Source organism: Neisseria sp. Marseille-Q2251 (genome assembly GCF_940793045.1).
In the GTDB taxonomy this organism is placed as follows: Bacteria; Pseudomonadota; Gammaproteobacteria; order Burkholderiales; family Neisseriaceae; genus Neisseria.
In genome coordinates, this window is the sequence record NZ_CALNWV010000038.1 from 1 (window position 1) to 24799 (window position 24799).

Annotated in this window: 22 protein-coding genes, 1 tRNA gene, 2 pseudogenes and 1 riboswitch; of the genes and pseudogenes, 13 read left to right on the forward strand and 12 right to left on the reverse strand. The window is 48.6% G+C overall.

Annotated features, from left to right (window positions below; translation table 11 throughout):
* Positions 1 to 268: 268 nt before the first annotated feature.
* A complete protein-coding gene (tal, locus tag AAG834_RS11070) occupies positions 269 to 1324 on the reverse strand; it encodes a transaldolase (protein ID WP_342032155.1) in 1056 nt (351 codons plus the stop codon).
* A 135-nt stretch (positions 1325 to 1459) separates the two neighbouring features.
* Here tal and AAG834_RS11075 point away from each other — a divergent pair, with 135 nt between their 5' ends.
* The 5 genes from AAG834_RS11075 (at position 1460) to lptB (ending at position 4964) form a co-directional block, all read left to right on the forward strand.
* A complete protein-coding gene (locus tag AAG834_RS11075) occupies positions 1460 to 2434 on the forward strand; it encodes a KpsF/GutQ family sugar-phosphate isomerase (RefSeq protein ID WP_342032156.1) in 975 nt (324 codons plus the stop codon).
* A 77-nt stretch (positions 2435 to 2511) separates the two neighbouring features.
* Positions 2512 to 3048 carry a KdsC family phosphatase gene (locus tag AAG834_RS11080; protein ID WP_003743819.1) on the forward strand — a complete coding sequence of 179 codons (537 nt, stop codon included), beginning with the start codon at positions 2512 to 2514 and terminating at the stop codon, positions 3046 to 3048.
* Positions 3045 to 3626, forward strand: coding sequence for an LPS export ABC transporter periplasmic protein LptC (gene lptC / locus AAG834_RS11085; protein WP_342032157.1), 582 nt, complete (start codon positions 3045 to 3047; stop codon positions 3624 to 3626). The genes AAG834_RS11080 and lptC overlap by 4 nt, the downstream gene beginning before the upstream one ends.
* Positions 3607 to 4137, forward strand: a complete 531-nt coding sequence (lptA, locus tag AAG834_RS11090) for a lipopolysaccharide transport periplasmic protein LptA (protein ID WP_003743816.1) — start codon at positions 3607 to 3609, stop codon at positions 4135 to 4137. The genes lptC and lptA overlap by 20 nt, the downstream gene beginning before the upstream one ends.
* 92 nt (positions 4138 to 4229) lie before the next feature.
* Entirely contained in the window at positions 4230 to 4964 is a 735-nt protein-coding gene (lptB, locus tag AAG834_RS11095) for an LPS export ABC transporter ATP-binding protein (RefSeq protein ID WP_342032158.1), read from the forward strand.
* A 354-nt stretch (positions 4965 to 5318) separates the two neighbouring features.
* Here the strand turns inward: lptB and AAG834_RS11100 are convergent, their stop codons facing one another.
* The 8 genes and pseudogenes from AAG834_RS11100 to rplU all read right to left on the reverse strand — a co-directional run bounded on the left by AAG834_RS11100 (position 5319) and on the right by rplU (position 12968).
* Entirely contained in the window at positions 5319 to 6401 is a 1083-nt protein-coding gene (locus AAG834_RS11100) for a hypothetical protein (RefSeq protein ID WP_342032159.1), read from the reverse strand.
* Positions 6402 to 6546: 145 nt separating this feature from the next.
* Positions 6547 to 6750: a hypothetical protein gene (locus AAG834_RS11105; protein WP_342032160.1), complete on the reverse strand. Its 204-nt coding sequence runs from the start codon at positions 6748 to 6750 to the stop codon at positions 6547 to 6549.
* A 47-nt stretch (positions 6751 to 6797) separates the two neighbouring features.
* Positions 6798 to 7331 (reverse strand): annotated as a pseudogene (locus AAG834_RS11110) (SMI1/KNR4 family protein).
* Between the two features lie 73 nt (positions 7332 to 7404).
* Positions 7405 to 7566 carry a hypothetical protein gene (locus AAG834_RS11115; RefSeq protein WP_342032161.1) on the reverse strand — a complete coding sequence of 54 codons (162 nt, stop codon included), beginning with the start codon at positions 7564 to 7566 and terminating at the stop codon, positions 7405 to 7407.
* A gap of 160 nt (positions 7567 to 7726) precedes the next feature.
* Complete coding sequence (glnE, locus tag AAG834_RS11120) at positions 7727 to 10417, reverse strand: bifunctional [glutamate--ammonia ligase]-adenylyl-L-tyrosine phosphorylase/[glutamate--ammonia-ligase] adenylyltransferase (protein WP_342032162.1); 2691 nt, start codon at positions 10415 to 10417, stop codon at positions 7727 to 7729.
* A gap of 267 nt (positions 10418 to 10684) precedes the next feature.
* Positions 10685 to 11869, reverse strand: a complete 1185-nt coding sequence (gene ubiM, locus AAG834_RS11125) for a 5-demethoxyubiquinol-8 5-hydroxylase UbiM (protein WP_342032163.1) — start codon at positions 11867 to 11869, stop codon at positions 10685 to 10687.
* A gap of 492 nt (positions 11870 to 12361) precedes the next feature.
* The gene (gene rpmA, locus AAG834_RS11130; RefSeq protein WP_002212328.1) at positions 12362 to 12634 is read right to left on the reverse strand and encodes a 50S ribosomal protein L27; all 273 of its coding nucleotides are present in this window, start codon (positions 12632 to 12634) and stop codon (positions 12362 to 12364) included.
* Positions 12635 to 12659: 25 nt separating this feature from the next.
* Positions 12660 to 12968, reverse strand: a complete 309-nt coding sequence (rplU, locus tag AAG834_RS11135) for a 50S ribosomal protein L21 (RefSeq protein ID WP_003763980.1) — start codon at positions 12966 to 12968, stop codon at positions 12660 to 12662.
* A gap of 261 nt (positions 12969 to 13229) precedes the next feature.
* On the opposite strand from rplU, the gene AAG834_RS11140 reads away from it, so the two are divergent.
* From AAG834_RS11140 to AAG834_RS11150, 3 genes and pseudogenes are all read left to right on the forward strand, one after another.
* Positions 13230 to 14204 (forward strand): polyprenyl synthetase family protein, encoded by a 975-nt coding sequence (locus AAG834_RS11140; RefSeq protein ID WP_070514426.1) that lies wholly within the window; start codon positions 13230 to 13232, stop codon positions 14202 to 14204.
* Between the two features lie 5 nt (positions 14205 to 14209).
* Positions 14210 to 14655: pseudogene (locus AAG834_RS11145) on the forward strand (DUF441 domain-containing protein).
* A gap of 4 nt (positions 14656 to 14659) precedes the next feature.
* A tRNA-Arg gene (locus AAG834_RS11150) sits at positions 14660 to 14734 on the forward strand.
* Positions 14735 to 14822: 88 nt separating this feature from the next.
* Here AAG834_RS11150 and AAG834_RS11155 read toward each other — a convergent pair.
* Positions 14823 to 15506 carry a 7-cyano-7-deazaguanine/7-aminomethyl-7-deazaguanine transporter gene (locus AAG834_RS11155; RefSeq protein ID WP_049229826.1) on the reverse strand — a complete coding sequence of 228 codons (684 nt, stop codon included), beginning with the start codon at positions 15504 to 15506 and terminating at the stop codon, positions 14823 to 14825.
* 75 nt (positions 15507 to 15581) lie between these two features.
* The gene (gene queF / locus AAG834_RS11160; RefSeq protein WP_049229825.1) at positions 15582 to 16055 is read right to left on the reverse strand and encodes a preQ(1) synthase; all 474 of its coding nucleotides are present in this window, start codon (positions 16053 to 16055) and stop codon (positions 15582 to 15584) included.
* A gap of 4 nt (positions 16056 to 16059) precedes the next feature.
* Positions 16060 to 16104: riboswitch (PreQ1 riboswitch) on the reverse strand.
* A 599-nt stretch (positions 16105 to 16703) separates the two neighbouring features.
* Here queF and AAG834_RS11165 point away from each other — a divergent pair.
* From AAG834_RS11165 to AAG834_RS11185, 5 genes are all read left to right on the forward strand, one after another.
* The gene (locus AAG834_RS11165; protein ID WP_003757030.1) at positions 16704 to 17198 is read left to right on the forward strand and encodes a MarR family transcriptional regulator; all 495 of its coding nucleotides are present in this window, start codon (positions 16704 to 16706) and stop codon (positions 17196 to 17198) included.
* Between the two features lie 53 nt (positions 17199 to 17251).
* Positions 17252 to 18652 (forward strand): efflux transporter outer membrane subunit, encoded by a 1401-nt coding sequence (locus AAG834_RS11170; RefSeq protein ID WP_342032164.1) that lies wholly within the window; start codon positions 17252 to 17254, stop codon positions 18650 to 18652.
* Positions 18653 to 19001: 349 nt separating this feature from the next.
* Positions 19002 to 20192, forward strand: coding sequence for an HlyD family secretion protein (locus AAG834_RS11175; protein ID WP_107814403.1), 1191 nt, complete (start codon positions 19002 to 19004; stop codon positions 20190 to 20192).
* A 222-nt stretch (positions 20193 to 20414) separates the two neighbouring features.
* Positions 20415 to 21941: a DHA2 family efflux MFS transporter permease subunit gene (locus AAG834_RS11180; protein WP_107814404.1), complete on the forward strand. Its 1527-nt coding sequence runs from the start codon at positions 20415 to 20417 to the stop codon at positions 21939 to 21941.
* Between the two features lie 102 nt (positions 21942 to 22043).
* Positions 22044 to 23009 carry an IS30 family transposase gene (locus AAG834_RS11185; RefSeq protein WP_342032165.1) on the forward strand — a complete coding sequence of 322 codons (966 nt, stop codon included), beginning with the start codon at positions 22044 to 22046 and terminating at the stop codon, positions 23007 to 23009.
* Between the two features lie 90 nt (positions 23010 to 23099).
* Here AAG834_RS11185 and coaBC read toward each other — a convergent pair whose 3' ends face one another.
* Positions 23100 to 24293 (reverse strand): bifunctional phosphopantothenoylcysteine decarboxylase/phosphopantothenate--cysteine ligase CoaBC, encoded by a 1194-nt coding sequence (coaBC, locus tag AAG834_RS11190; RefSeq protein ID WP_342032166.1) that lies wholly within the window; start codon positions 24291 to 24293, stop codon positions 23100 to 23102.
* Between the last annotated feature and the right edge of the window lie 506 nt (positions 24294 to 24799).

The following is a 24799-nucleotide window of genomic DNA, read 5'->3' on the forward strand; positions in this document are numbered from 1 at the left end:
CAGGGTTCAAGATGAGTTGAACCACCGGCCAAGAAAAACACTTGGCTACGAAACGCCAAGTGTTTTATTCTTGAATCTGTTCAAACCACTGATACACTAGTGTTGCACTTGAAATCCGAATCCAAGAGCGCCTGAATAGGCTTTTATCGGGTGTCCAAGATTTGGGGGACAGTTCAATCTCGAATTGAGGTTTTCAGACGACCTTTTGAGTTTGTTTATAGATAAAGCACAGGAATCGGGTTGCTAAGGCTGGCTTGGGTTTTGACCATCAAGCCAGCGGGGCGAGCAGTTTGTCGAAGGCTTCTTCAAACTGTTTCAAACCGTCTTCCTGCAAGCGGTTGGCGAGGGTTTCTACGTCTATGCCGAGTGCGGCGGTTTCGGCAAGCTGCGCTTGTGCTTCTTCCACGCCTTCGGTCAGCGTGGCTTTGGCTGTGCCGTGGCCGATGAAGGCTTTGAGGGTGGCGTCAGGTACGGTGTTGACGGTGTGTGCGCCGATCAGGCTGTCAACGTAGAGCGTGTCGGGATAGGCGGGGTTTTTGACGCCTGTGGATGCCCATAAGAGTTGCACGCGGTTTGCGCCTTTGGCTTCCAGCGCGGCAAATTCGGGGCTGCCGAAGTATTGCGCCCAGTCTTGGTAGGCGGCTTTGGCAAGGGCGATGGCGATTTTGCCTTTGAGGTGGTCGGGCAGTGTGGCGTCAAGCGCGCCGTCCACGCGGGAGATGAAGAAGCTGGCGACGACTTGGATATGGGCAACGCTTTGTCCTGATTCCAAACGTTTGGCGATGCCGCGCGCGTAGGCAGCGTAGGCTTTGAGGGTTTGGGCGCGTGAGAACAGCAGGGTCAGGTTCACGCTGATCCCGTCGGTGATGAGGGTCTCGAGTGCTTCGATGCCTGCGTCGGTGGCGGGGACTTTAATCATGGCGTTTTTACGCGCGATGGCGGCATGGAGGCGGCGTGCTTCTTCTACCGTGCCTTGCGCGTCTTTGGCAAGCTCTGGGGAAACTTCGAGGCTGACGAAACCGGTTTTGCCGCCGGTGGATTCGTGTTCGGCAAGGCAAACGTCGCAGGCTGCCTGTACGTCGGCAATCGCCATGGTCTCGTAGCGTTGTTTGGGGCTAAGGTCTTGCTGCTTGAGGGCGGCGACTTCATCGGCGTAAAGCACGTCGCCGGCGAAGGCTTTTTGGAAGATGGCGGGATTGGAAGTGACTCCGCACACGCCTTGTTTCAGCATTTGCGCCAATTCGCCGCTTTGTACGAGCGAGCGGGAAAGGTTGTCCAGCCAGATTTGTTGTCCTAATGCTTTAACGTCCGATAAAATAGTCATCTCTGATTCCTTTAAATATAGGTTATTTGCGAAGCAGGCGGTAATGCTACCCCTATTCGGAAAATTTGGATAGATTATTAGGGCATTTCATCATGTCCAAAACGATATAAAACGAACACAAAAAGGCATTCATTTATGGCAGGAAACGGTCAATATCTCGATTGGGCGCGTGAAGTGTTGCACACCGAAGCGGAAGGCTTGCGCGAAATTGCGGCGGAATTGGACGAAAACTTCGTCCTTGCGGCAGACGCGCTGTTGCACTGCAAAGGCAGGGTCGTCATCACAGGCATGGGCAAGTCGGGACATATCGGACGCAAAATAGCAGCGACCATGGCTTCGACCGGCACCCCCGCGTTTTTCGTCCATCCTGCGGAAGCGGCACACGGCGACTTGGGCATGATTGTGGACAACGACGTCGTCGTCGCGATTTCCAATTCCGGCGAAAGCGATGAAATCGCTGCCATCATCCCCGCGCTCAAACGCAAAAACATTACCCTCATCTGCATCACCGCCCGCCCGGACTCGACCATGGCGCGCCATGCCGACATCCACATCACGGCATCAGTTTCCAAAGAAGCCTGCCCGCTGGGACTTGCCCCAACCACCAGCACCACCGCCGTTATGGCTTTGGGCGATGCGCTGGCGGTCGTCCTTTTGCGCGCACGCGCGTTCACGCCCGACGACTTCGCCTTGAGCCACCCCGCCGGCAGCCTCGGCAAACGACTGCTTTTACGCGTTGCGGACATCATGCACAAAGACGACGCCTTGCCTGCCGTCCGACTCGGCACCCCCTTAAAAGAAGCCATCGTCAGCATGAGCGAAAAAGGCTTGGGTATGCTGGCGGTAACGGACAACGAAGGTCGTCTGAAAGGCGTATTCACCGACGGCGATTTGCGCCGCCTGTTCCAACAGCGCGACCGCTTTGATGGGCTGACCGTCGATGAAATCATGCACCCTTCCCCCAAAACCATCCCCGCCGAACGCCTCGCCACCGAAGCCCTGAAAGTCATGCAGGCAAACCATGTCAACGGGCTTTTGGTAACCGACGCCGACGACGTGCTGACCGGCGCACTGAATATGCACGATTTACTGATGGCGCGGATTGTGTAAAGGCGGGCTAACCTTTTTCAGACGACCTTTATGTTAGAATAGGTCGTCTGAAACCTAGCAATCCGCAAGGAAACACTATGCAAACCTTAGACCCCGAGCTGCAACAGCGCGCGGCGCATATCAAGCTGCTGATATTGGATGTGGACGGCGTTTTGACCGACGGCCGCATCTTCATCCGCGACAACGGCGAAGAAATCAAATCGTTCCACACCCTGGACGGACACGGCTTGAAGATGCTTCAGGCAAGCGGCGTGCAGACTGCGATTATCACAGGTCGGGACGCGCCCTCCGTCGGCATCCGCGTCAAACAGTTGGGCATAAATTACTACTTCAAAGGCATTTCGGACAAACGCGCCGCCTATGAAGAATTGCGCGCGCAGGCAGGTGTAGAAGAAGCCGAGTGCGCCTTTGTCGGCGACGACGTGGTTGATTTGCCGGTGATGGTGCGCTGCGGATTGCCGGTTGCCGTCCCCGATGCGCATTGGTTTACGCTGCAACACGCCGCCTATATTACGAAACAGGCGGGCGGCGCAGGCGCGGTGCGCGAAGTGTGCGACCTGATTATGCGCGCGAAAGGTACGCTGGGCGCGGCTTTAAACGAGTACATCAAATGAAAGTAAGATGGCGGTACGGAATCGCATTCCCTTTGGTGCTGGCGGTCGCGCTCGGCGGATTGTCGGCATGGCTGGGACGCATCAGCGAAATCGACATTGAAGAAGTCAAACTCAACCCTAACCAGCCGCAATATACGATGGACGGCATAGATGGGCGGCGGTTTGACGAAGAAGGTCGTCTGAAAGAGCATCTGAGCGCAAGAGGGGCAAAACAGTTTCCCGAAAGCACCGACGTACATTTCGAGCTGCCGCACCTCGTCTTCTTCCAAGAAGGCAGCCGGCTTTACGACGTCGGCAGCGACGAAGCCGTGTACAACACCCAAACCAAACAACTCCTGTTCAAACACAACGTCGTCCTGACCAAAGCCGCCGATGCCAAGCGGCAGGCGGGCGTCGTAAAAACCGAGCTTCTACACGTCGACACCGAATCGCAATACGCCAAAACCGACACGCCCGTTACCTTCCAATACGGCGAATCAAGCGGCAGCGCCGAAGGTCTGACGTATGACCACAAAAAAGGTTTGTTGAACTTCCCATCCAGAGTGAAAGCCACGATTTATGATACAAAAAATATGTAAGGCATGTGTTTTAACCGCATTTTTCGCCACCGCCCCCGCCTACGCCCTGCAAAGCGACAGCAAGCAGCCGATACAGATTGAAGCCGACCAAGGCTCGCTCGACCAAAACAACCAAAGCACCACCTTCACCGGCAACGTCATCATCAAACAAGGCACGCTCAACATCCGCGCCGGCAGCGTCAACGTCTCCCGCAACGACAAAGGCGAACAATTCATGAAAGCCAGCGGCTCGCCCGTCCGCTTCAGCCAGACGCTCGACGACAACAAAGGCACGGTTAACGGACAAGCCAACAACGTAACCTACTCCTCCGCCATCAACCTCGTTACCCTGACCGGCAACGCCAAAGTCCAACGCGGCGGCGACGTTGCCGAAGGCGCAGTCATCACCTACAACACCAAAACCGAAGTCTATACCATCAACGGCAGCTCCAAAACAGGTGCCAAATCCGCCGCCAAATCCGGCAGGGTCAGCGTCGTCATCCAACCGTCCAGCACCCAAAAAACCAAATAACCCGCATCTGACAACACCAAAGGTCGTCTGAAAAACAACATAGCAAGCCCCAAAAACACATTTTCAGACGACCTCCGAACCAAGAGTCATTTATGAGCGAAAACACCAGCCGCCTCGTCGTTCAAAACCTGCAAAAAAGTTTCAAAAAACGCCAAGTCGTCAAAAACTTCTCCCTCGAAATCGAAAGCGGCGAAGTCATCGGCCTGCTCGGCCCCAACGGCGCAGGCAAAACCACCAGCTTCTACATGATCGTCGGACTCATCGCCGCTGACGCAGGCAGCGTTACCCTCGACGGACAAGAACTGCGCCACCTGCCCATACACGAACGCGCCCGCCTCGGCGTCGGCTACCTGCCCCAAGAAGCCTCGATTTTCCGCAAAATGACCGTCGAACAAAACATCCGCGCCATTTTAGAAATCAGCACCAAAGACAAAAGCCGCATCGACGGTGAAGTCGAAAAACTGCTCGCCGACCTCAACATCGGACACCTGCGCCACAACCCCGCCCCCTCCCTGTCCGGCGGCGAACGCCGACGCGTCGAAATCGCCCGCGTACTCGCCATGAAGCCGCGCTTCATCCTCTTGGACGAACCCTTCGCCGGCGTTGACCCCATTGCCGTCATCGACATCCAAAAAATCATCGACTTCCTCAAATCGCGCGGCATCGGCGTACTCATTACCGACCACAACGTACGCGAAACCCTCAGTATCTGCGACAGAGCCTACATCATCAGCGACGGCACCGTCCTCGCCTCCGGCAAGCCCGACGATTTGGTCAACAACGAACAAGTCCGCTCCGTCTATCTCGGCGAAAATTTCAAATACTGAAAATGACAAACCGCACAAGAAATTGTGCGGTTTTAAAATAACAAAGCCCCGAAAGGTCGTCTGAAAACGTTTTCAGACGACCTTTCGGGTAGGTTGGAGTGAAAACCCAACATTGCAGGGGATTCAACAGATTTTGTTGGGTCACGACCCAACCTACACTGACTGAAAACGTTTTCAGACGACCTTTCGGGTAGGTTGGGTTGAAAACCCAACACCGCAGAAGATTCAACAGATTTTATTGGGTCTCGATCCAACAACCTACACTGACCACATTGATAGAACCATACCGTAGCGTGGGCTTTGCCCACGAAAGCCGTTTGAAAAACCAATTTAGGATTTCAGACAACCTTAATTTTATTTCTTCAATTCTTTCAGCAAAGACGTTAACCCTTCCACACCGTCGAATGTACCCGGCACTTTATCGGGATTGGACAGAATGCTGCTGAAAATCAGGTTTTCGAATTTTTCCAGCGCGTCTTTATCATCAGTTTTGATTTTTTTCGCGTACTCGGCATAGCTTTGGATAAATTGACACAACGACTGTCGCAGTTCCAACTGCATGATTTGAGTCTGTATCGAATGGTAATGAGTTAAAACCACTCTGAAGAAATAGATTAAAACAAATTCCAAGCCGATAATCGGTAGCATGGATTGCCATGAAATATCTACATTTGCAATGAATTTTTTGCAGAAGCTAAATCCTAAAGGCAGAAGTGCGGCTATTGCTAAACTTGCTAACAAGCGAAAAGTTTTCTTTTTGGCTTCGTTTTTTTGTTTTAACAGATTTTCAAAACCTTGGGACAAGCCGACAAAGTTGAAAGCTGTTTTGTATTTTTCCAATTTTTCTTCAAGTACATTTACTTCTGCTATTTTTTCCTGAATTTTAACTATTTTTCCGTTGACTTCATTCTGATGTTGTTGAATCGATTCTTCTAAGGCGTTTCTTCTTTTATCAAATTCAAGGAATGTCTTAAAGCCCTTGTTGCCCATGTGAAAACACAGTATCTCTATCGGCATTTTGTAAAAAGCATAGTTAAGCTGGTTTGTATATGAACTGAGAGGTGAATACATTTTTTCCTTTAAAGATTTTATTACTTTTTCTGATGAATCCCTCCTAGCCAAACGGAGTCCTCTCGTCCCTTCACTCAAATCAAACTCAACCCAAAACCTCACCATGCAATCATATAACCCTGCAATTTCATTCCAAAGATCTTTTTGGAAGTTTTGAATTTGGTTCTTAAAATTATCACCTATGTTCTGTATATTAAATAAACAATTCTTTTCCCATAACTCAGGGTTATCAATCATTGATGACACCACCTCCGTAATCAATTCATACCGTTCGCGCTCCTGTTCTGACAACATCGACTCATCCGCTTGGCCAATTTTCTTTTTAACCTGCACCAAATCATCATGTAACTCGCTAAAAAATCCCATTTTTTCCCTCTCCTATTTTTGCTGATTAATCTTTTCGGATTCTAAAGATAAGAATCGAATCACTTAATTTGAACAACCTATTTGCAAACTGCCGATTATTTAATGCCGTCATTCCCGCGCAGGCGGGAATCCAGACCTTGGTATTTCAGGAATATTTCAAGGCTGCCGCGACCTCAAACTTCTGGATTCCCGCCTGCGCGGGAATGACGGCGGAGGTTTCGGCAAAGTTCGTTGCCCTCGTTTTCAGACGGCCTTTTGCCCTGTCGGTGTGCATTGTAGTGTGGGCTTTGCCCACGATAATGTTGGCTAAAAGAGGTCGTCTGAAATTTTGGGTTTGATTCGTGGGCAAAGCCCACGCTACGGGTTTCAGACGACCTACTCTTTTCGATTTTGTGTTTAGTCATCTGAAAACTCATCTTCATGCCGCAAGCTGCGGATAAAGGTTTCAAAATCGGGGGCAAGTTCGACTATTTCAAAATCCCATTCTTGTTCGACAAGCACCACTTTCGGCTCTCCGTCTTTTCCACACTCTCGGTAGTCCAAGGCAAACATGGCATGCCCTCCTGACGGGTCGTTGGCAAAATACACGCCGATAGGCGGATATTCCTATTCTTCCAGCCAAAGTTTTTGCCCCATCGCGCCGCACAGACTCCCTTCTTTTTCAAAACCGATTCCCGATATCTCGCAAATTTGCACATGATCTTTCGCCCACGAATTTCTCTGCGTGGTCGGAAAGCAGTTTTTGACAAATATCCCGCCGTTTTGTACTGCCATCAATTCAATAAAACTTTGCGGCAATTTATAGCCTAGCTCACTTTCTACGGCAGCCAAAATTTCAGGGGTAAACGGGGCTTCTTTGTAGTTTTCATCTGCCCAACTATTAGTTTTCCATACGGAGGACAAATCAAAATCTTTAAAAACTTGAGACATAATGTTTTTCCTTATTGATTTCAGCTATAAATAGGTGGGTGGGTATTCATGCCCGACTTTTACCGTCCGTCATTTATGTGCCGGCGGGAATCCAGAAGTTTGAAGTCGCAGTAGTCTTGAAATGTTCCCGAAATGCCGAGGTCTGGATTCCCGCCTGCGTGGGAATGACGGCGGAGGTTTCGGCAAAAACTGCTCCTCCCGTTTTCAGACGACCATTTGCCTCGTCGGTGTACATTGTAGCGTGAGCTTTGCCCACGATAATGGTGGGTAAAAGAGGTCGTCTGAAATTTTGGGTTTGGTTCGTGGGCGAAGCCCACGTTACGGGTTTGCAGTGATTCGCAGGTAGAACCCACACTACGCGGCTAATGAGTCAGTCAATTTTCGTAATACCTGCTTTATCCGAGCTTCGCTTCCTCGCCAAACACTTCCCGCCACAATTTCCTGACATTGCCGTAATGTGCCAGCAATTCGTCGGTTACTTCGGTTTTTTCCGCGTCGCGCAGTTTGGTGTTGTGTTGCTGCTGGCGGTAGAAGCGGTAGGCGGTGCGGCTTTGCTCGGCGAGGGTTTTGTCGATGAGGCCGCAGTCGGCGGCGATGTTCAATAGGGCGATGTTGCCGTAGTTGTCGAGGAGTTGCGGATATTTTCGGGCATGGGCAAGGATGAGGTATTGGACGATAAATTCGACGTCGACCACGCCGCCGCGCGCGTATTTGACGTTGCTGTCGGCAGGCGGATGGGTGGGGAACATTTTTTCGCGCATTTCGATGATTTCGCCTGCCAAGGCGGTTTGGTCGCGTTCGGCGGTGAGGATTTCGGTGCGGATGCGGTCGAAGGCCGTCTGAATTTCGGGTGTGCCGCAGATGAAGCGGGCGCGGGTGAGGGACTGGTGTTCCCACGTCCAGGCGTTTTCGCGCTGGTATTTTTCGAAGGCGGCGATGCTGTGGGCGAGGAAGCCGGCGTCGCCGTTGGGGCGCAGGCGCAGGTCGGTTTCGTAGAGGCTGCCTGCGCCGGTGGCGGCGGAAAGCCAGTTGGTCAGGCGGCGGGCGAGGCGGCTGTACACGTCGCCTGCGTCGGGGTGGGGGTCGTCGTAGAGGTAGACGAGGTCGAGGTCGGAGGCGTAGCCGAGTTCTTTGCCGCCGAGTTTGCCGTAACCGACGACGGCGAATTGCGGTGTGTCGCGGTGTTTTTTGGGCATATCCGCCCATGCGCACGGCAGGGCGGCGGCGAGGATGGTGTCGGTGAGGGCGGAAAGTTGGTCGGAGAGGGATTCTACCGTCCACAGTCCGGCGAGGTCTTGGACGGCGAGGCGGAAGACTTGGGCGTGTTGGAAGCGGCGCAGGGTGTCCATTTGCGCTTCGGTGTCGCCGCCGCAGGCTTTGAGGTCGTCTGAAAGGGCGATGGCAAGGGCTTGCCAGTCGAACGCGGTATCTAAAAGCTGCGCGCTGATGAGTTCGTCCAGCAGAATCGGATATTTGCTCAGATATGCCGCCACCCATGAGCTTTGGCTCATAATCTGCGCCAGTTGCGCCAAGGTTTGCGGATGTTCGTTGAGGAAGGCGAGATAGGCGGATCGGCGGCTGATGTTTTCGAGGAAGTCAAACAGCCGCATCAGCGTATCGGTCGGGTTGGTTTGCTCTGCCGCCGCCTGTACGAACAGCGGCACAATCGCGTCGAAACGCGGCTGGGCGTGTGCGGAAAGATGGCGGTATTTATGGCCGTGCCGGATTTGGTCGAGCCTTGCGGCGACGGTTTCGGCATCGAACCCGTGTTCTTTCAGACGACCTTGCCGCTCTTCTTCGTCGGGTTTGTCCTGCCATGCCCACTGCCATTCGCTATTGTCGGGGGTTTGCTCTTCGGGTTCGCTCAAAATTTCATTGAACAACTGATTGACCTTATTCCGATGAACGTTGAGGTCGTCTGAAAAGGCGGTGTAGCTGTCGAAACCCATGCTTTCGGCCAGCAGTTGTTGCTGTTCGGGCGAGGAGGGCAGGGTTTGGGTTTGTTGGTCGTCCCAGTATTGCAGGCGGTGTTCGACGTCGCGTAGGAAGCGGTAGGCGGCGAGCAGGGTTTCGACGTTTTCAGACGGCATGATGCCCAGCTCGGCAAGTTTCTTCAGCGTTTCCTGCGTGCCTTTCAGTTGCAGCGCGCGCATTTGCCCGCCGCGTATCATCTGGAAAATCTGGGCGATAAATTCGACTTCGCGGATGCCGCCCGCGCCGAGTTTGATGTTGTCCGCCATGCCTTTTTTGCTGACTTCGCTGCGGATTTGGCGGTGCAGGTTCCGCATCGCCTCATACGCGCTGTAATCCAGATATTTGCGGAACACGAAAGGGCGCACCAGCGATTTGATGTCGTTCGGATACGGCGTAACTACGCGGCCTTTGCACCACGCGTAGCGTTCCCATTCGCGCCCCTGCGTAATCAGGTATTGCTCCAGCGCGGTTTCGCTCAATACCAACGCGCCCGAATCGCCGTCCGGCCGCAGCCGCATATCAACGCGGAACACTTGTCCGTCGGCGGTGATGTCGTTCAGCAGCGCAATCAGTTTCTGCCCGACTTTGGTGAAAAACTCCTGATTGCCGCGTTCGCGCCTGCCGTCGGTGTCGCCCGATTCGGGATAGACGAAAATCAAATCGATGTCGGAAGACACGTTCAACTCATAGCCGCCCGCCTTGCCCATCGCCACCACGCTTAAATGCTGCGGCGATTTCGTATAACGCCCGATCGGCGTGCCGTACATATCCCGATAATAGGCGTAGGCGAAATCCAGCGCAGTATTGACGGCAAAATCGGCAAACAGCGTAATCGTGCGGGTTACTTCGTTCAAATCGCTGATGCGGTTTATATCGCGTACGATAATCTGCGACACCACATAACGGCGCAACTCGCGCAACTGCCGTGCCAATTCTTCCTCGTTTTCTTCCGTGCGGATTTTGTCCCAGTCGGCAAAGGCTTGGAAATCCGCTTCGGTCAACACCTTGTCCAGCATGGGCAGGAAAATTTCGGGCTTGAGTTTGGCGTTGTCGAGCTGGCGGGCGAGGAAGAGGGAATGGCGGCGGGCGGTGTCGAGGCGGTTGTCGGACATTTCGGATTCCGTTTGGAAGGATGGCGGGAATGGGATAGTGGATTAACTTTAAATCAGGACAGGGCGAGGGAATGCCGTACCGGTTTAAAGTTAAGGCACTATATCATAGCAATCTTGGAGGTCGTCTGAAACAGCAAAGCGTAAGGCTGATAAGCGAGTTTGTTTGCTGATATGGGAAGTTTGTGATTTGTTCCTGATAGTCAAAAAGTATAGTCAAAAGGTCGTCTGAAAAATGTTTCAGACGACCTTTTGATGTGTTTAAACGAATTAGCCGGTCAGTTGTTTGGTAATCAGTTTTTTCAGCGGCGGGAAGTTGTTGCTGGCGCGCAATACCAAGCCGCGCAGGATTTTGGCGGGCGCGGTTTCATTGGTAAAGAGTTTGAGCAGCATATTGGTGCCGTGGTAAATCGGCTGGGCATGGAGCATATGTTTGGTGCTGTATTTTTCCAGCAGGCTGGCGGCGCCGATGTCTTGGCCGCGTTGTTCCGCTTCGAGAACCAGTTTTGCTAAGAGGTCTGCGCTGGATAAGCCCAAGTTGAAACCGTGTGCGGTAACAGGGTGCATACCTACTGCGGCATCGCCGATTAGGGCGCTGCGTTTGCCATAGAATCGTTGGGCAATCATGCCGACCAAGGGGTAGTTGTGAATGGTGCTGACCAATTCCATATCGCCCAAACGGCCTTTGAGCTGCTCTTTGACGCTGGCTGCCAATTCTTCGGGAGACATTTTTTTGATGGTGTCTGCCTTGTCGCTATCGACGGTAATGACTGTGTTGGTCAGATGTTCTTCCAAGGGCAGCAGGGCGATGGTGCGGCCGTAGTGGAAGCATTCGTAAGCGGTATGCTGGTTAGACAGGGTATGCTTCATGCGGCAGACGAACATGGTGCGGCTGTAATCGTGCATATCGGAGGAAATGCCCAGTTGTCGGCGGGTTTGGGAGAAGCGGCTGTCTGCTGCCAAGAGTAGGCGGCCGCTCAAAACTTCGCCGTTTTCCAAGATGACTTGGGCTTCGTCTTCGGAAGTTTTGACTTCTTTGACGCCGATACCGGTCAGAATGGTAACGTTTTCCAGTTTGGATACGACTTCATAAGCAGCTTTGCGGATATTGTGGTTTGAAATCAGATAGCCTAAACAGTCGGCAGGTTCGCCGCGCGCTTGGGTCGGTTGCGGGAAGTGGAGTTGGTAATCGGACTGCCCGTTCAAGACTTTTGCATCGCGCAAGGGGTAAATTTCGTCTTTTGGAATCAAATCCCACATGCCCAAGCGTTGCATAATTTCGCGGGACAGGTGGGTCAATGCGATTTCACGCCCGTCATAAGGTGGATTTTGTAAAATTTCTAAAGGGCTTTTTTCAATCAGGGTGATTTTTAAACCGCTACCGGCCAGTTCTGCGGCAAAACTCAATCCGGCAGGTCCTGCGCCGACGACAAGAATATCGCTGTGTAAGCTCATGAGGCATCCTTTTTGTTAAAGGGGTACGGATAATTTCAGACGACCTTAAGTTTACTGTGTTTGAATGAGATAAGGGTAATCTGCATTGAGTAATTGATTATAGCAAAAGTATCGATTGAGTAATTCAAAGATTTATATTGTGAATGATTTTTTACGCTGCGCTTAATGTAAGTCAATGGCGGCAATATGTTGTGTATTCTGAAGTGTTTAAAAATCAGTAAGTAATGGCTATATCAATTTGCTTGTCTTTTACTCTGGAGTATGAGAAGAGGTGTGATGGCAAAGGGGTCGTCTGAAATTTTGTAGTAGTTTGGTTTTCAATCGATGCGGTGTAGTTGTTTCATCGTAGTACCGATTGTATTGTTTATCGCTGTGTTGCTTTGAACTGCTGAAGATTGAATCAGCGATACCAAAATCATTTCCGATCTATATAAACAAAAAAGCCGTATTTCCTAAGAAATACAGCTTTTTCAATATCACGATAAACTCGGATTATTCTTCAGAACCGGTGTAAGGACGGATGCTGACAGTTTTACGGTTCAGCGCGCCTTTGGTTTTGAATTCAACATAACCGTCCACTTTGGCGAACAAAGTGTGGTCTTTGCCCATGCCTACGTTGTCGCCGGCGTGGAATTTGGTACCGCGTTGGCGAACGATGATGGAACCTGCCGGAATCAGCTCGTTGCCGTAGGCTTTTACGCCCAAGCGTTTGGCTTCTGAATCGCGACCGTTGCGGGTGCTACCGCCTGCTTTTTTACTTGCCATTTGTAATACTCCTAAGTTTCAAAAATTAGGCGATTGCCACGATTTCGATTTGAGTGAAATTTTGGCGATGGCCTTGGCGTTTTTGGTAGTGTTTACGGCGGCGCATTTTGAAAATGCGTACTTTCTCGCCGCGACCATGGGCTACTACTTTAGCTGTTACTTTTGCGCCTTCGATAAAAGGAGCGCCAACTTTTACAGATTCGCCGTCAGCAATCATCAAAACTTCGGTCAGTTCGATTTGGCTGTCGAGTTCGGCTGGTATCTGTTCTACTTTCAATTTTTCGCCAACGGCAACTTTATATTGTTTGCCGCCGGTTTTTACGACCGCGTACATACTCAACTCCATGAGAATTATGGTTAATATCCCGCACACCATTGTGCGAAACACGAGATTCTATTGCTATTTGCCTGTTTTGTCAAAGTTTATTTCGTTTTTGGGGTCAGGGTCGTCTGAAAGATGTGTCAAACGGGCTTTGCTGCTATAATCGCGCGTTGGATTGCCGATATTTTTTATGCGGCAATATTATTTCCGCCTTATACCCAACCCATTATTTATACGGCAAGCCTGCTTCATTTTGCCGACTGAGAATGTGTTATGCTCGAAAACCTGCCTTATTTCCAACGCCATTTGCCTGAAGACCTTTCACGGGTCAATGAGGTGATCAACCAAGCGGTTCAGTCTGATGTCGCGCTGATTTCGCAAATCGGTACTTATATTATCAGTGCCGGCGGTAAGCGTCTGCGTCCGATTATGACGATTTTGGCAGGTAAGTCGGTCGGTTATGATGGAGATAAGCTGTATGCTTTGGCGGCGATGGTGGAATTTATCCACACTTCGACCCTGTTGCACGACGATGTGGTTGATGAAAGCGATTTGCGCCGCGGACGCGAAACGGCGAATAATCTGTTCGGCAACGCGGCGGCAGTGTTGGTCGGCGACTTTTTATATACGCGCGCTTTCCAGTTGATGGTTGATTCCGGCAGTATGCGCATTTTGGAAGTCATGGCGGATGCAACCAATATTATTGCCGAAGGTGAGGTCATGCAGCTGATGAACATCGGCAATACCGACATCACCGAAGCACAATATGTTCAAGTGATTCAATATAAAACAGCCAAATTGTTTGAAGCGGCAGCACAGGTCGGTGCGATTTTAGGTAGTGCCTCTCCTGAGCATGAGCAGGCGCTGAAAGATTACGGCATGTATGTCGGTACGGCGTTCCAAATTATTGATGATGTTTTGGATTATTCGGGTGAAACCGAAGAAATCGGTAAAAACGTCGGCGACGATTTGGCAGAAGGCAAGCCGACTTTGCCGCTGATTTATCTGATGCGCAACGGCTCGAAACAAGTGGCGGACGATGTGCGCCACGCTTTGGAAAATGCGGATCGCAGCAGTTTCCAAAAAATCCATGATTATGTTGTCCATTCCGACGCGCTGACTTATTCGATTTCTGAAGCACGAAAAGCCGTTGAGCAAGCCGTGGCTTCTTTGGCAGTATTGCCCGATAGCGAAGTCAAGCAGGCGATGATTCAGTTGGCCGAGGAATCATTGGCACGGGTTTCTTAAATCCGATGAATTTCAATTTCGTCCCGATGTTTTTGGTGACGCTGATTTTTCTCGGCGTCGTCAGCAACAACAACTCGATTACGATTTCCGCAGCAGTTTTGCTTTTAATGCAACAGACTGCTTTGTCGCAATATATTCCTTTCATGGAAAAACACGGCTTGCATTTTGGGATTATTTTGCTGACAATCGGGTCTTAAGTCCGCTGGTTTCAGGGAAGGTTCAAATTCCGCCGCTGTCGGAGTTTGTTAATTTCAAAATGATTGCCGCCGTATTAATCGGCATCCTTGTCGCCTGGCTGGCAGGGCGCGGCGTATCGCTGATGAGCGAACAGCCTGTTTTGGTAACAGGTCTTTTGATTGGTACGGTTATCGGTGTAGCATTTATGGGCGGCATTCCGGTCGGTCCGCTGATTGCCGCGGGATTATTATCGTTTATTGCAGGAAAAGTTTAACACGCTCGCCATAGTTCAACGGATAGAACGTATGCCTCCTAAGCGTAAAATACAGGTTCGATTCCTGTTGGCGAGGCCAGAAAATACAAAGAGGTCGTCTGAAATTTTCAGACGACCTCTTTGTATTTTCTATGAACGGGAATCGTAAATCGTTCTGTCGGACTGCATCAAGATTCTTGTGCCGGCAGCATCTGTTTTTGAGGATGTTGGGAGTGCAGTGTCGTCAGCTTCTTCGTCAAGATATTCAAAATCACGCCGTAGGCTGGCAGGAAGAAGAGGGTGCAGATGGTGAGTTTGAACAGGTAATCGACAAAAGCGATGCCCTGCCAGTTTGCCGCCATAAACTCATCGCTGCTTGCGTAGAAGGCAATGGCGAAAAATACCAACGTATCCAGGGCGTTGCCGATGACAGTTGATGCGGTCGGGGCAATCCACCACGCTTTCAGACGACGTAATTTGTTGAACACAAAAATATCAAGGATTTGTCCGAGTGCGTAAGCGGCAAAGCTGGCTAAGGCGATGCGTCCGACAAAGGTGTTGAATTCGGACAGCGCGCCTAAGCCTGTCCAACTGCCGTCGTGGAACAAAACGGAAAAGATGTAGGAAAGCAAAAGGGCGGGGAACATGACCCAAAAGATAATCCGCCGTGCCAAGTGCGAACCGAAAATGCGGACGGTCAGGTCGGTGGCAAGGAAGATGAAGGGGAAGGAAAACGCGCCCCAAGTGGTGTGGATGCCGAAAATTTGGAAGGGAAACTGCACCAGATAGTTGCTGGCGGCGATGATGAGAATATGGAAAAGCACCAGCCAGAAGAGTGCCTTCTGTTGTTGCGCTGTTGTAAATTCGTACATGGAAATCTTTCGGAAAGGCTTTTAGACGACCTTCTTGTGAAAGAGGTCGTCTGAAAATGCGTAAAAGGGGATGGATTATTGGCTGTCGTGTTCAAACAGGCGTTTTCGTGCCAATGCTTCGAACTCGGTACCTGCTTTGCCGTAATTGGCAAAGGGATGAATGGCGATGCCGCCGCGTGGTGTGAATTCGCCGAAAACTTCGATGTATTTCGGATCCATCAGTGCGATCAGGTCTTTCATGATGATGTTGACACAGTCTTCATGAAAATCGCCGTGGTTGCGGAAGCTGAAGAGGTAGAGTTTCAGGGATTTGCTTTCCACCATTTTGATGTGCGGGATATAGCGGATGTAGATGGTGGCGAAGTCGGGCTGCCCGGTCATGGGGCAGAGGCTGGTGAATTCGGGACAGACGAACTTGACGAAATAGTCGTTGTCGGGATGTTTGTTGTTGAATGCTTCGAGAATTTCTGGAGCGTATCCGGTCGGATATTGGGTTTTTTGATTGCCCAAAAGCGAGATGCCTTGCAGCTCTTCAGTGTTGCGGGACATGAGGGTTTCCTTAGTTTTTTAATGTGGGAGGTTTTCGAACCACGAAAGGCGGATTGTAATATAAGGGGAACTATGTTTGTGATTTTTTTGATAATTATTTAGCGGTTGAACGCTGGGCTGGAAATGCGAAAAAATGATAGGTGTGTGCGGATGTTTTGATGTGGCGGTAATGCCTTTGCAAAGCAATGCGGATTGAATTTAAACTGATTTTTAAATTTATGATTTTTCTAGTTAATTTTTTCGCATTAATCGTAAAAGTTAAAATTTTTTTGAAGTGTTTTCAGTAGTATCTCAAAAGTCATGTTTTGAGTTATAGAACTAAGGAGAAGCGCCATCTCTCTAATAAATTATGGGGTTTTCAATATAAACAATAAATTAAGTTGTCGGTAACCACAAATCTATCCTTTCTGAATACTGATTTTGTAGAGTAAGAATTCGGAATTACATACAAATTAGATGACTTATGCATAAAAAAACGCCACTTGTTATCTTCTTGGACCGATTGTCAGATTTTCATTCGGAAAATAATCAGTTGAATTAGTATAGCGGCATTGAATAAGTATTTGGTATTTTGAAGCAAATGAGATTGTCATTTTATTCTGATTTGCAGCATAAACAGCCAATAAATTTAAGAAGAGGATATTTATAATGAGTTTTTCACAAACCGACTTGGTCAACGCGCTGCGCCAACTTTCCGACCGTTTGCCTGAATTTTCAGAACAACAGGTAAGAACAGGACGTCTGTTACGGGTAACAACCGAGCGTTTAAGCAGTCATCTCAATGAGAATTTGAAAACTTTCGGTATCAATGAAAATTTGTGGTTTGCTTTGATGGCAGTTTATGTCAGCCCTAAAAGCGAAATCCTTCCTTCGCGTTTGAGCGACTTGATGGATTTGACGCGTACCAGTGCAACCCGTCTTTCCGATGAGATGGTAGAACGGGGATGGGTAGGTCGTCATATCAATCAGCAAGACCGCCGCCAGATTGTGTTAAAATTGACACAGGAAGGTGAGTCTTTTATCCAACAAGTATGGCCGCAGATTTCCAGTAAGAGCGGGGAAGCTTGGGAAGATTTTACCAATGAGGATTATACCCAGTTGCAAAATCTGTTGGGCAAGCTGTTGAACCGTTTGGACAGTTGATCTGATACAGTAAGAATTGTGGCAGGGATAAAAGTAAAAAAATGGAGTCTGCCATGAAATCAAATATTGCCAAACGGGGCATCTGCATTATCGCAGTATCTGTACTTGCAGCTTGTGCGCAGTTTGGTAAACAAACACCGTTGGAAGAACCAACGGTGTATTCTTTGCCCGATGGTAAATCAGCATCCCTCATTCAAGACGGATGGTGGTTACAATTAAAAGATAACAAACTAAATCAACTGGTTGCACAAGCTATCCAGACATCAACGGATTTGCGTATTGCCAAGGCGCGTTTCGAGCAAGCACAAGCGCAGCTGGGAATAACCGAAGCCGCCGGCAAAACGCAAATCGGTATGTCCGCGCGCGGGGTTGGGATGTATGTTGCACCCAAGCCCGCATCTTCCCGTATCGATACCGACCATACATTATTGTTGGCAAACGCGGCAGTACAGGGAAGTTGGACATTCGATTTTTGGGGAAAAAACCGTGAGCAGATTGCAGCGGTTTTGGGACGCCGTCAGGCAATTCTGTATGAAGCCCATCAGGCACGGATTGAGCTGGCGAACGCGGTAGCCAAGCAATATTTTATTTGGCAGGCTTTGAGCGAGCGACAAGCTCTTGTGCAGGAACGTATCGATCTGTCAGAGAAAATGCAGCAATTGGTCTTACGCAGAATCCATGCAAACCTGATGCCTGCGCAATCATTGTATCCAATTGAATTGGCGACTCAGCAACTTCAGTTGGAAAAAACGTCATTGGAACAACAGATTGCCAAAGTCCGACATGCTTTGGCGGTATTAAGCGGTAACGTGCCGGGAGCGCTTTCCGAGCAAGAACCCAGTCGAATGGGTGTGGTTCCTGTTGTCCCTGTGAATAAAATCCATGCTGATTTGTTAGCAGCTCGACCGGATATAGCGGCACAAAAATCATTATTGGAATCTAAGCTGCATGCGGTTAAATCTACTGAGGCAGAGTTTTATCCCAATATTGAGTTAAAAGCCTTGGCAGGTCTTGGACATATCGATGCGTTCAATGTGGTCAGAGGTAAAACATCAGGCATGCTGGGTATTGTTCCGGCTATCAATCTTCCTATTTTCACTTCTGGTGCATTGCAGTCAAAATTGGCAGGTAAACGTGCAGAATATAATGAGCAGGTGGCTGTGTACGATCAAACGGTTTTAAATGCGATGCGTTCTGCTGCGGATGCTGTTGTAGATTACCAAAGCCTACAAAGTAAACAGTCTACTTGGGATAAAATGCTGAAAATATCCGAGAAGTCGGTTAAAAATGCTCAGGGTAGAGTGAGGGCAGGATTGGATAACGGTCTTAACGCATTGCAAAAACAAGATGATATGTTGCAGGTAAAAATGCAATTGGTGCAGTATCAATCTGAATGGTTGATTGCGTGGAGTAATCTGAATGCCCAGTTGGGCGGTGGGTTTAAAACGCAATAGGAGGCTTTTCAGACGACCTCTTTCCTTTTAATTAAGTCAGTTGGCGATATTTTGAATATGCATTTAATGTTTAAATGTATGTGTTCAGAATATCGCCAATTGCTTTTTGATTGTCAGGAATCGGTATTGCTTGGATGGCTTTGAAATGATTGCTTGCGCTTAATGGTAAAAGGGGATATCCAAATGGTTTTTAAATATGATTGTTACTTGATTGAGTAACGATGCGGCTATAAAATGCACCTCTGCATGTATTTTTCAGTATTGTCTATTCTATTAAAATCAAAGAGATATTAATGGGGTGGGGTAAATAAGGAAAATAGTCTGTAATTACTCGGGTTAAAATGAAATCATGGATGCGAATCTCGAAAATAATGAACAATTACGCAATTTAGGGACAAAAAGTTCAAGGGTGGGGCGTAAGCGCGGACGTAATTTAGCAGTTATCACACTGCTTTTTATTTTGATTGCAGTCGGAGTGGCTCTTGCGTATTTCTTATTTTGGCAATACGAGGAAGAGACTGAAGATGCTTATGTTGCGGGCCATCTGGTGCAAATTACCCCTCAAGTCACCGGTACGGTAAGGAAGGTGATGTATGACGATACTGATGTAGTCAAAAAAGGGGATGTCTTGGTTGCGTTGGATGACAGCGATTTTCAGCTGGCTTACGAGCGTGCTCAAAATGAATTGATTCAGGCAATTCGTCAGAATAAACAACAAACTGCGGTTAACTCGAAAGCAAAAGCGCAAGTTCTGTTGCGAAAAGCCGAATTGGCCAAGGCTCAGGCAGATTTGCGCCGACGTGAAGCTTTATCGGGAACGGATGCGATTTCAGGTGAGGAGTTGAGTCATGCCCGCGCTGCTGTGGTTCAAGCTCAAGCGGCTTTGAAGGCAGTGGAAGCGGAAGAGACTTCTGCACAAGCAATTTTAGGTAATAATATCCCTCTGCGTCAACAACCTGCGGTGCAAACAGCCATCAGCCATATTAAAGATGCATGGTTGAATCTGCAACGCACCCAAATTCGCGCCCCGATGAATGGACAGATTGCCAAACGGAATGTTCAAGTAGGGCAGCGTATCGCTCAAGGTTCACCAATGATGGCTGTGGTTCCTTTGAGTAATCTTTGGGTTGATGCTAACTTTAAAGAATCGCAACTGCGTCAAATGAAAATTGGTCAACCTGTTGAAATGACTGCTGATTTATATGGAAATAAAGTGGTCTATCATGGCAGGGTGATGGGTTTGTCTGCGGGTACGGGCAGTGCATTCTCCCTTTTACCACCTCAAAATGCGACGGGGAACTGGATTAAGGTTGTACAACGTGTTCCGGTCCGCATCAGTTTGGATGCGAAAGAGTTGCAGGTAAATCCGCTGCGTGTCGGTTTATCTATGAAAGTAAAGGTTGATATTTCAGGTGCCGGTTCAGGAAAAAATATGACGGCGGTTGCTGATAAAAATGTAGAATCACCGGAAACCGAAAGTGTGGATTGGGCTGCTGCCGATGCGTTGATCGATAAGATTTTTGAGAAATACGCTAAGTAAAAAATGTTTTCAGACGACCTTTCATGTGTTGAATTGCTGAATGCGGTTCTTTGATAGCGAATAGATATCAAAGTACATGAGGAAGCAAATTTGTGACGGATTATACAAGGCAGCACTTTGGTTATGATGATATGAATGTTCATCAAAGAGGTCGTCTGAAAAGGGATGTGTATCTAAGCGCAATCACTGTGCAATATATTGAATGAATAATAGCGAAGAAATATGAATTATCCGCCATTGCAGGGTGTTAGGCTGGTGCTGGTTACGTTGGCACTCAGCCTTGCCGTTTTTATGGAAGTCTTGGATACCACGATTGCCAACGTTGCAGTACCGGTAATTGCCGGGGACTTGGGGGCGGCGACTACTCAGGGTACTTGGGTTATTACGTCATTTGCCGTGGCGAATGCGATTTCAGTGCCGCTAACCGGATTTATGGCAAAACGGTTTGGCGAAGTAAAACTGTTTATCGCCTCCGTAGTGGGATTTGTTTTGCTGTCGTGGTTGTGCGGCATTGCACCCAATCTTCAGGCTTTGGTGATCTTCAGGGTGTTACAAGGCTTTGTAGCCGGACCGTTGATTCCGCTGTCGCAAAGTTTGTTAATGGCATCGTATCCTCCTGAAAAACGGACATTGGCTTTGGCATTGTGGGCAATGACCGTTGTCGTCGCGCCCGTTTTAGGTCCTATTTTCGGCGGTTGGATTTCGGATAATTGGCATTGGGGTTGGATTTTCTTCATCAACATCCCTATCGGTATTATTTCTGCACTTATTGTGTGGCAGCAATTGAGGGATAGGGAAACGGAAGTGGTTAAGACGCCGATAGATTACATCGGTTTGGTCTTGATGGTGGTTGGCGTCGGTGCGCTGCAAATGATGCTCGATAGAGGTAAAGAGTTGGACTGGTTTGCCTCTGGAGAGATTATCGTTTTAGGTATAGTAGCATTGGTATGTCTGACATATTTTGTGGTTTGGGAACTGGGCGAGAAATACCCCATTGTCGATTTTTCTTTGTTTAGCAACAGAAATTTTACGATAGGCGTACTGGCGACTTCGTTGGGCTTTATGGTTTACATGGGTACGCTGACGCTGTTGCCGCTAGTGTTGCAGTCTAATCTTGGTTATACGGCAACATGGGCGGGCTTGGCGGCTGCACCTGTGGGCTTTCTTCCTATCTTGTTGTCCCCGATCATAGGTAGATTCGGCAACCGTATTGACATGCGTCTTCTTGTTACCGCAAGTTTCTTGATGTTTGCTTTTACTTTCTATTGGCGCACTGATTTTTATGCCGGAATGAATATGAGCAATGTTGTTTGGCCCCAATTCTGGCAAGGCTTGGGTGTGTCCATGTTTTTCCTTCCGTTGACCAGCATTACATTGTCCCATATTAAATCCGATCAAATTGCATCAGCAAGTAGCCTGTCTAATTTCTTGCGCGTCTTCATGGGTGGGGTGGGCGTATCCATAGTCAGTACCATGTGGGAACGGAGAGAAGCTTTGCATCATACGCAGCTGAGTGAACAGATTAATCCATATTCGAGTTTGACTGTTCAAACAGTTCATGAAATGACGAATCGGGGGCTGAGTGAACAGCAGGTTTTGAAAAATATTTCCGATGTCATTACGCAGCAAGGCTTCATCATGGGGTCAAATGAGATTTTCCTGGCTGGCAGTATCTTGTTCATCGCCATGATTTCCATAATTTGGTTTGCCAAGCCGCCATTCAATGGAGGCTCATCAGCAGGGCATTGAATATCAAAAAGGTCGGCGGATTCGCATTTGAAGTGCAACTTTCCATAACAGAAAAAGGCCAGTATGAGGTAGCATACGGCCTTTCCTGCAAGAAAGATTGCCATGAGCTACACACAACTGACCCAAGACGAACGATACCATATCCAATACCTGTCCCGCTACTGCACCATCGCCGAAATCGCCAAACAGCTTAACCGCCACAAAAGCACCATCAGCCGCGAAATCAAGCGGCACCATACCCAAGGGCAGCAATACAGCGCCGAAAAAGCCCAGCGGCAAAGCCGGACTATCAAACAGCGTAAGCGAAAGCCCTATAAGCTCGATTCGCAGCTGATTCAACACATCGACACCCTTATCCGCCGCAAACTCAGTCCCGAACAAGTATGCGCCTACCTGCGCAAACACCACGGGATCACACTCCATCACAGCACCATTTACCGCTACCTCCGCCAAGACAAAAGCAACGGCGGCACTTTGTGGCAACACCTCAGAATATGCAGCAAACCCTACCGCAAACGCTACGGCAGCACATGGACCGGAGGCAAAGTGCCCAACCGCGTCGGCATAGAAAACCGACCCGCTATCGTCGACCAAAAAGCCCGCATCGGCGATTGGGAGGCCGACACCATCGTCGGCAAAGATCAGAAAAGCGCATTATTGACCTTGGTCGAACGCGTTACCCGCTACACCATCATCTGCAAATTGGATAACTTAAAGGCCGAAGACACTGCCCAGGCAGCCATTAGGGTATTAAGGGCACATAAAGCCAGAGTCCACACCATCACCATGGATAACGGCAAAGAGTTCTACCAACACACCAAAATAGCCAAAGCATTAGCAGCGAAAACCTATTTTTGCCGCCCCTACCATTCTTGGGAGAAAGGGCTGAATGAAAACACCAACGGACTCATCCGACAATATTTCCCCAAACAAACCGATTTCCGAAACATCAGCGATCGGGAGATACGCAGGGTTCAAGATGAGTTGAACCACCGGCCAAGAAAAACACTTGGCTACGAAACGCCAAGTGTTTTATTCTTGAATCTGTTCAAACCACTGATACACTAGTGTTGCACTTGAAATCCGAATCCAAGGTCGTCTGAAAATTTTCAGACGACCTTTGCCGTTGTAGAAGATAGTTCAGGTTAACCTGATTACTTACAGGTCTGGTTTGTCCAGATGGCGAGCAAGAGATTGAACAATTTCCTCTGCTACCTGTAATTTCTCTTTCTCAGGAAAAGATAGTTCCTCGTCATCCGTAATAATAGTAATCTGATTGGTGGGTTTTCCCATTGCTTGAGAAACGTCATTGGCAATCAGCATCGGAATGCCTTTGCGTAAACGTTTTTCCCGAGCATATTCCAAAACTTTTTCACTTTCTGCGGCAAATCCAATGCAAAAAGGCGATTTGGGTAGGGTGGCTACAGATGCCAAAATATCAGGATTGGCTTCCAATTCAAGGGTCGGGGTATCTTTTGAATTTTCTTTTTTCAATTTGTGCGGGCTGCTGTTTTTTACCTTATAGTCAGCCACAGCGGCTACGGAAATAAAAACATCCTGATCTTCAATATATTTATGAACAGCATCGTACATTTCTTGGGCGCTAATAGCCTGTTCCGTATGATAGAGACCGATTGGCAGGGGAGTTTGTAACTGTCCATAAATCAACGTAACTTGTGCGCCGGCCATTCTGGATGCACGGGCTAAGGCAATGCCCATTTGACCGCTGGAAATATTCGTAATTCCACGGACCGGGTCAATCATTTCCAAGGTCGCGCCGGCAGTGATTAAGATTTTTTTGCCGGCAAGTATTTTCGGCGTCCATAAATCATGAATCAAATCGGCAAGTTCAATCGCTTCAGGCATTCTCCCTATCCCGATTTCACCGCAAGCCTGTTCGCCATAGGATGGCTGGAAAACCGTGATGTCGTCTGAAATCAGTTGTTGGATATTCCTTTGATTGGCAGGATTGTTCCACATCTCCACATTCATCGCCGGAGCGACTGCCATGGGGCATTTTCGTGCTGCTGCCAAATTGGTCAGTAGATTATCAGCAATACCGTTGGCGATCTTGGCAACCGTATTGGCAGTAGCGGGAGCAATTAAAAAAACATCCGCTTCTCGGGTTAAATCAATATGACTCATTCCTCTAGTCGAGTGACCATCGTGCGTATCGACTAGAACAGGATTTCCGCTTAATGCTTGAAACGTAAGGGGGGTAACAAATTCAGTAGCTGCACGGCTCATTGCTACCGTTACAGAATGTCCTTGTTTTTTTAGTAATCTGACCAACTCACATGATTTATAAGCCGCAATACCACCGCTTATCCCTAAAAGAATGTGTTTACTCATTACAGCAACTCAATCCAATTTGAATTAAATAAGTAATAATACTAACATGGATACTGTTCAAAAAAGTAACAGGGACTGATGGGTGGGTATCTTAAGTTGTAAATCGAAGCTTGGTATATTTGGAATTGTTTCGGATATTCATGGCAAAGGTCGTCTGAAAGGGATTTCAGACGACCTTTGATGTTGATTGAGTTTGGTTTGAGAATATTTTGAAATAAAAGTCTTTGAATTTCAGTTTGTTGTCGGTTTTTGTAGAATTTTTTATTGTTTAGGAGTTGACGGTTTTTGCGGGTGGGGGTATAGTTCGGTTCTTCGCTGCTTCGGCGGTGGTTGAACGAACAGGTAAGTATATCACAGTTGGTCTGATTTTTCGAGGTTTTAAGAAAAGTTTTGATTGACAATGAGATGAAATGCTTTATAATTCGTTTTTGCTCTTTAACAAAACAGATTACCGATAAGTGTGAGTGCGACAGCCTCACACTGTTTGAAAGACAGACAAGATGATG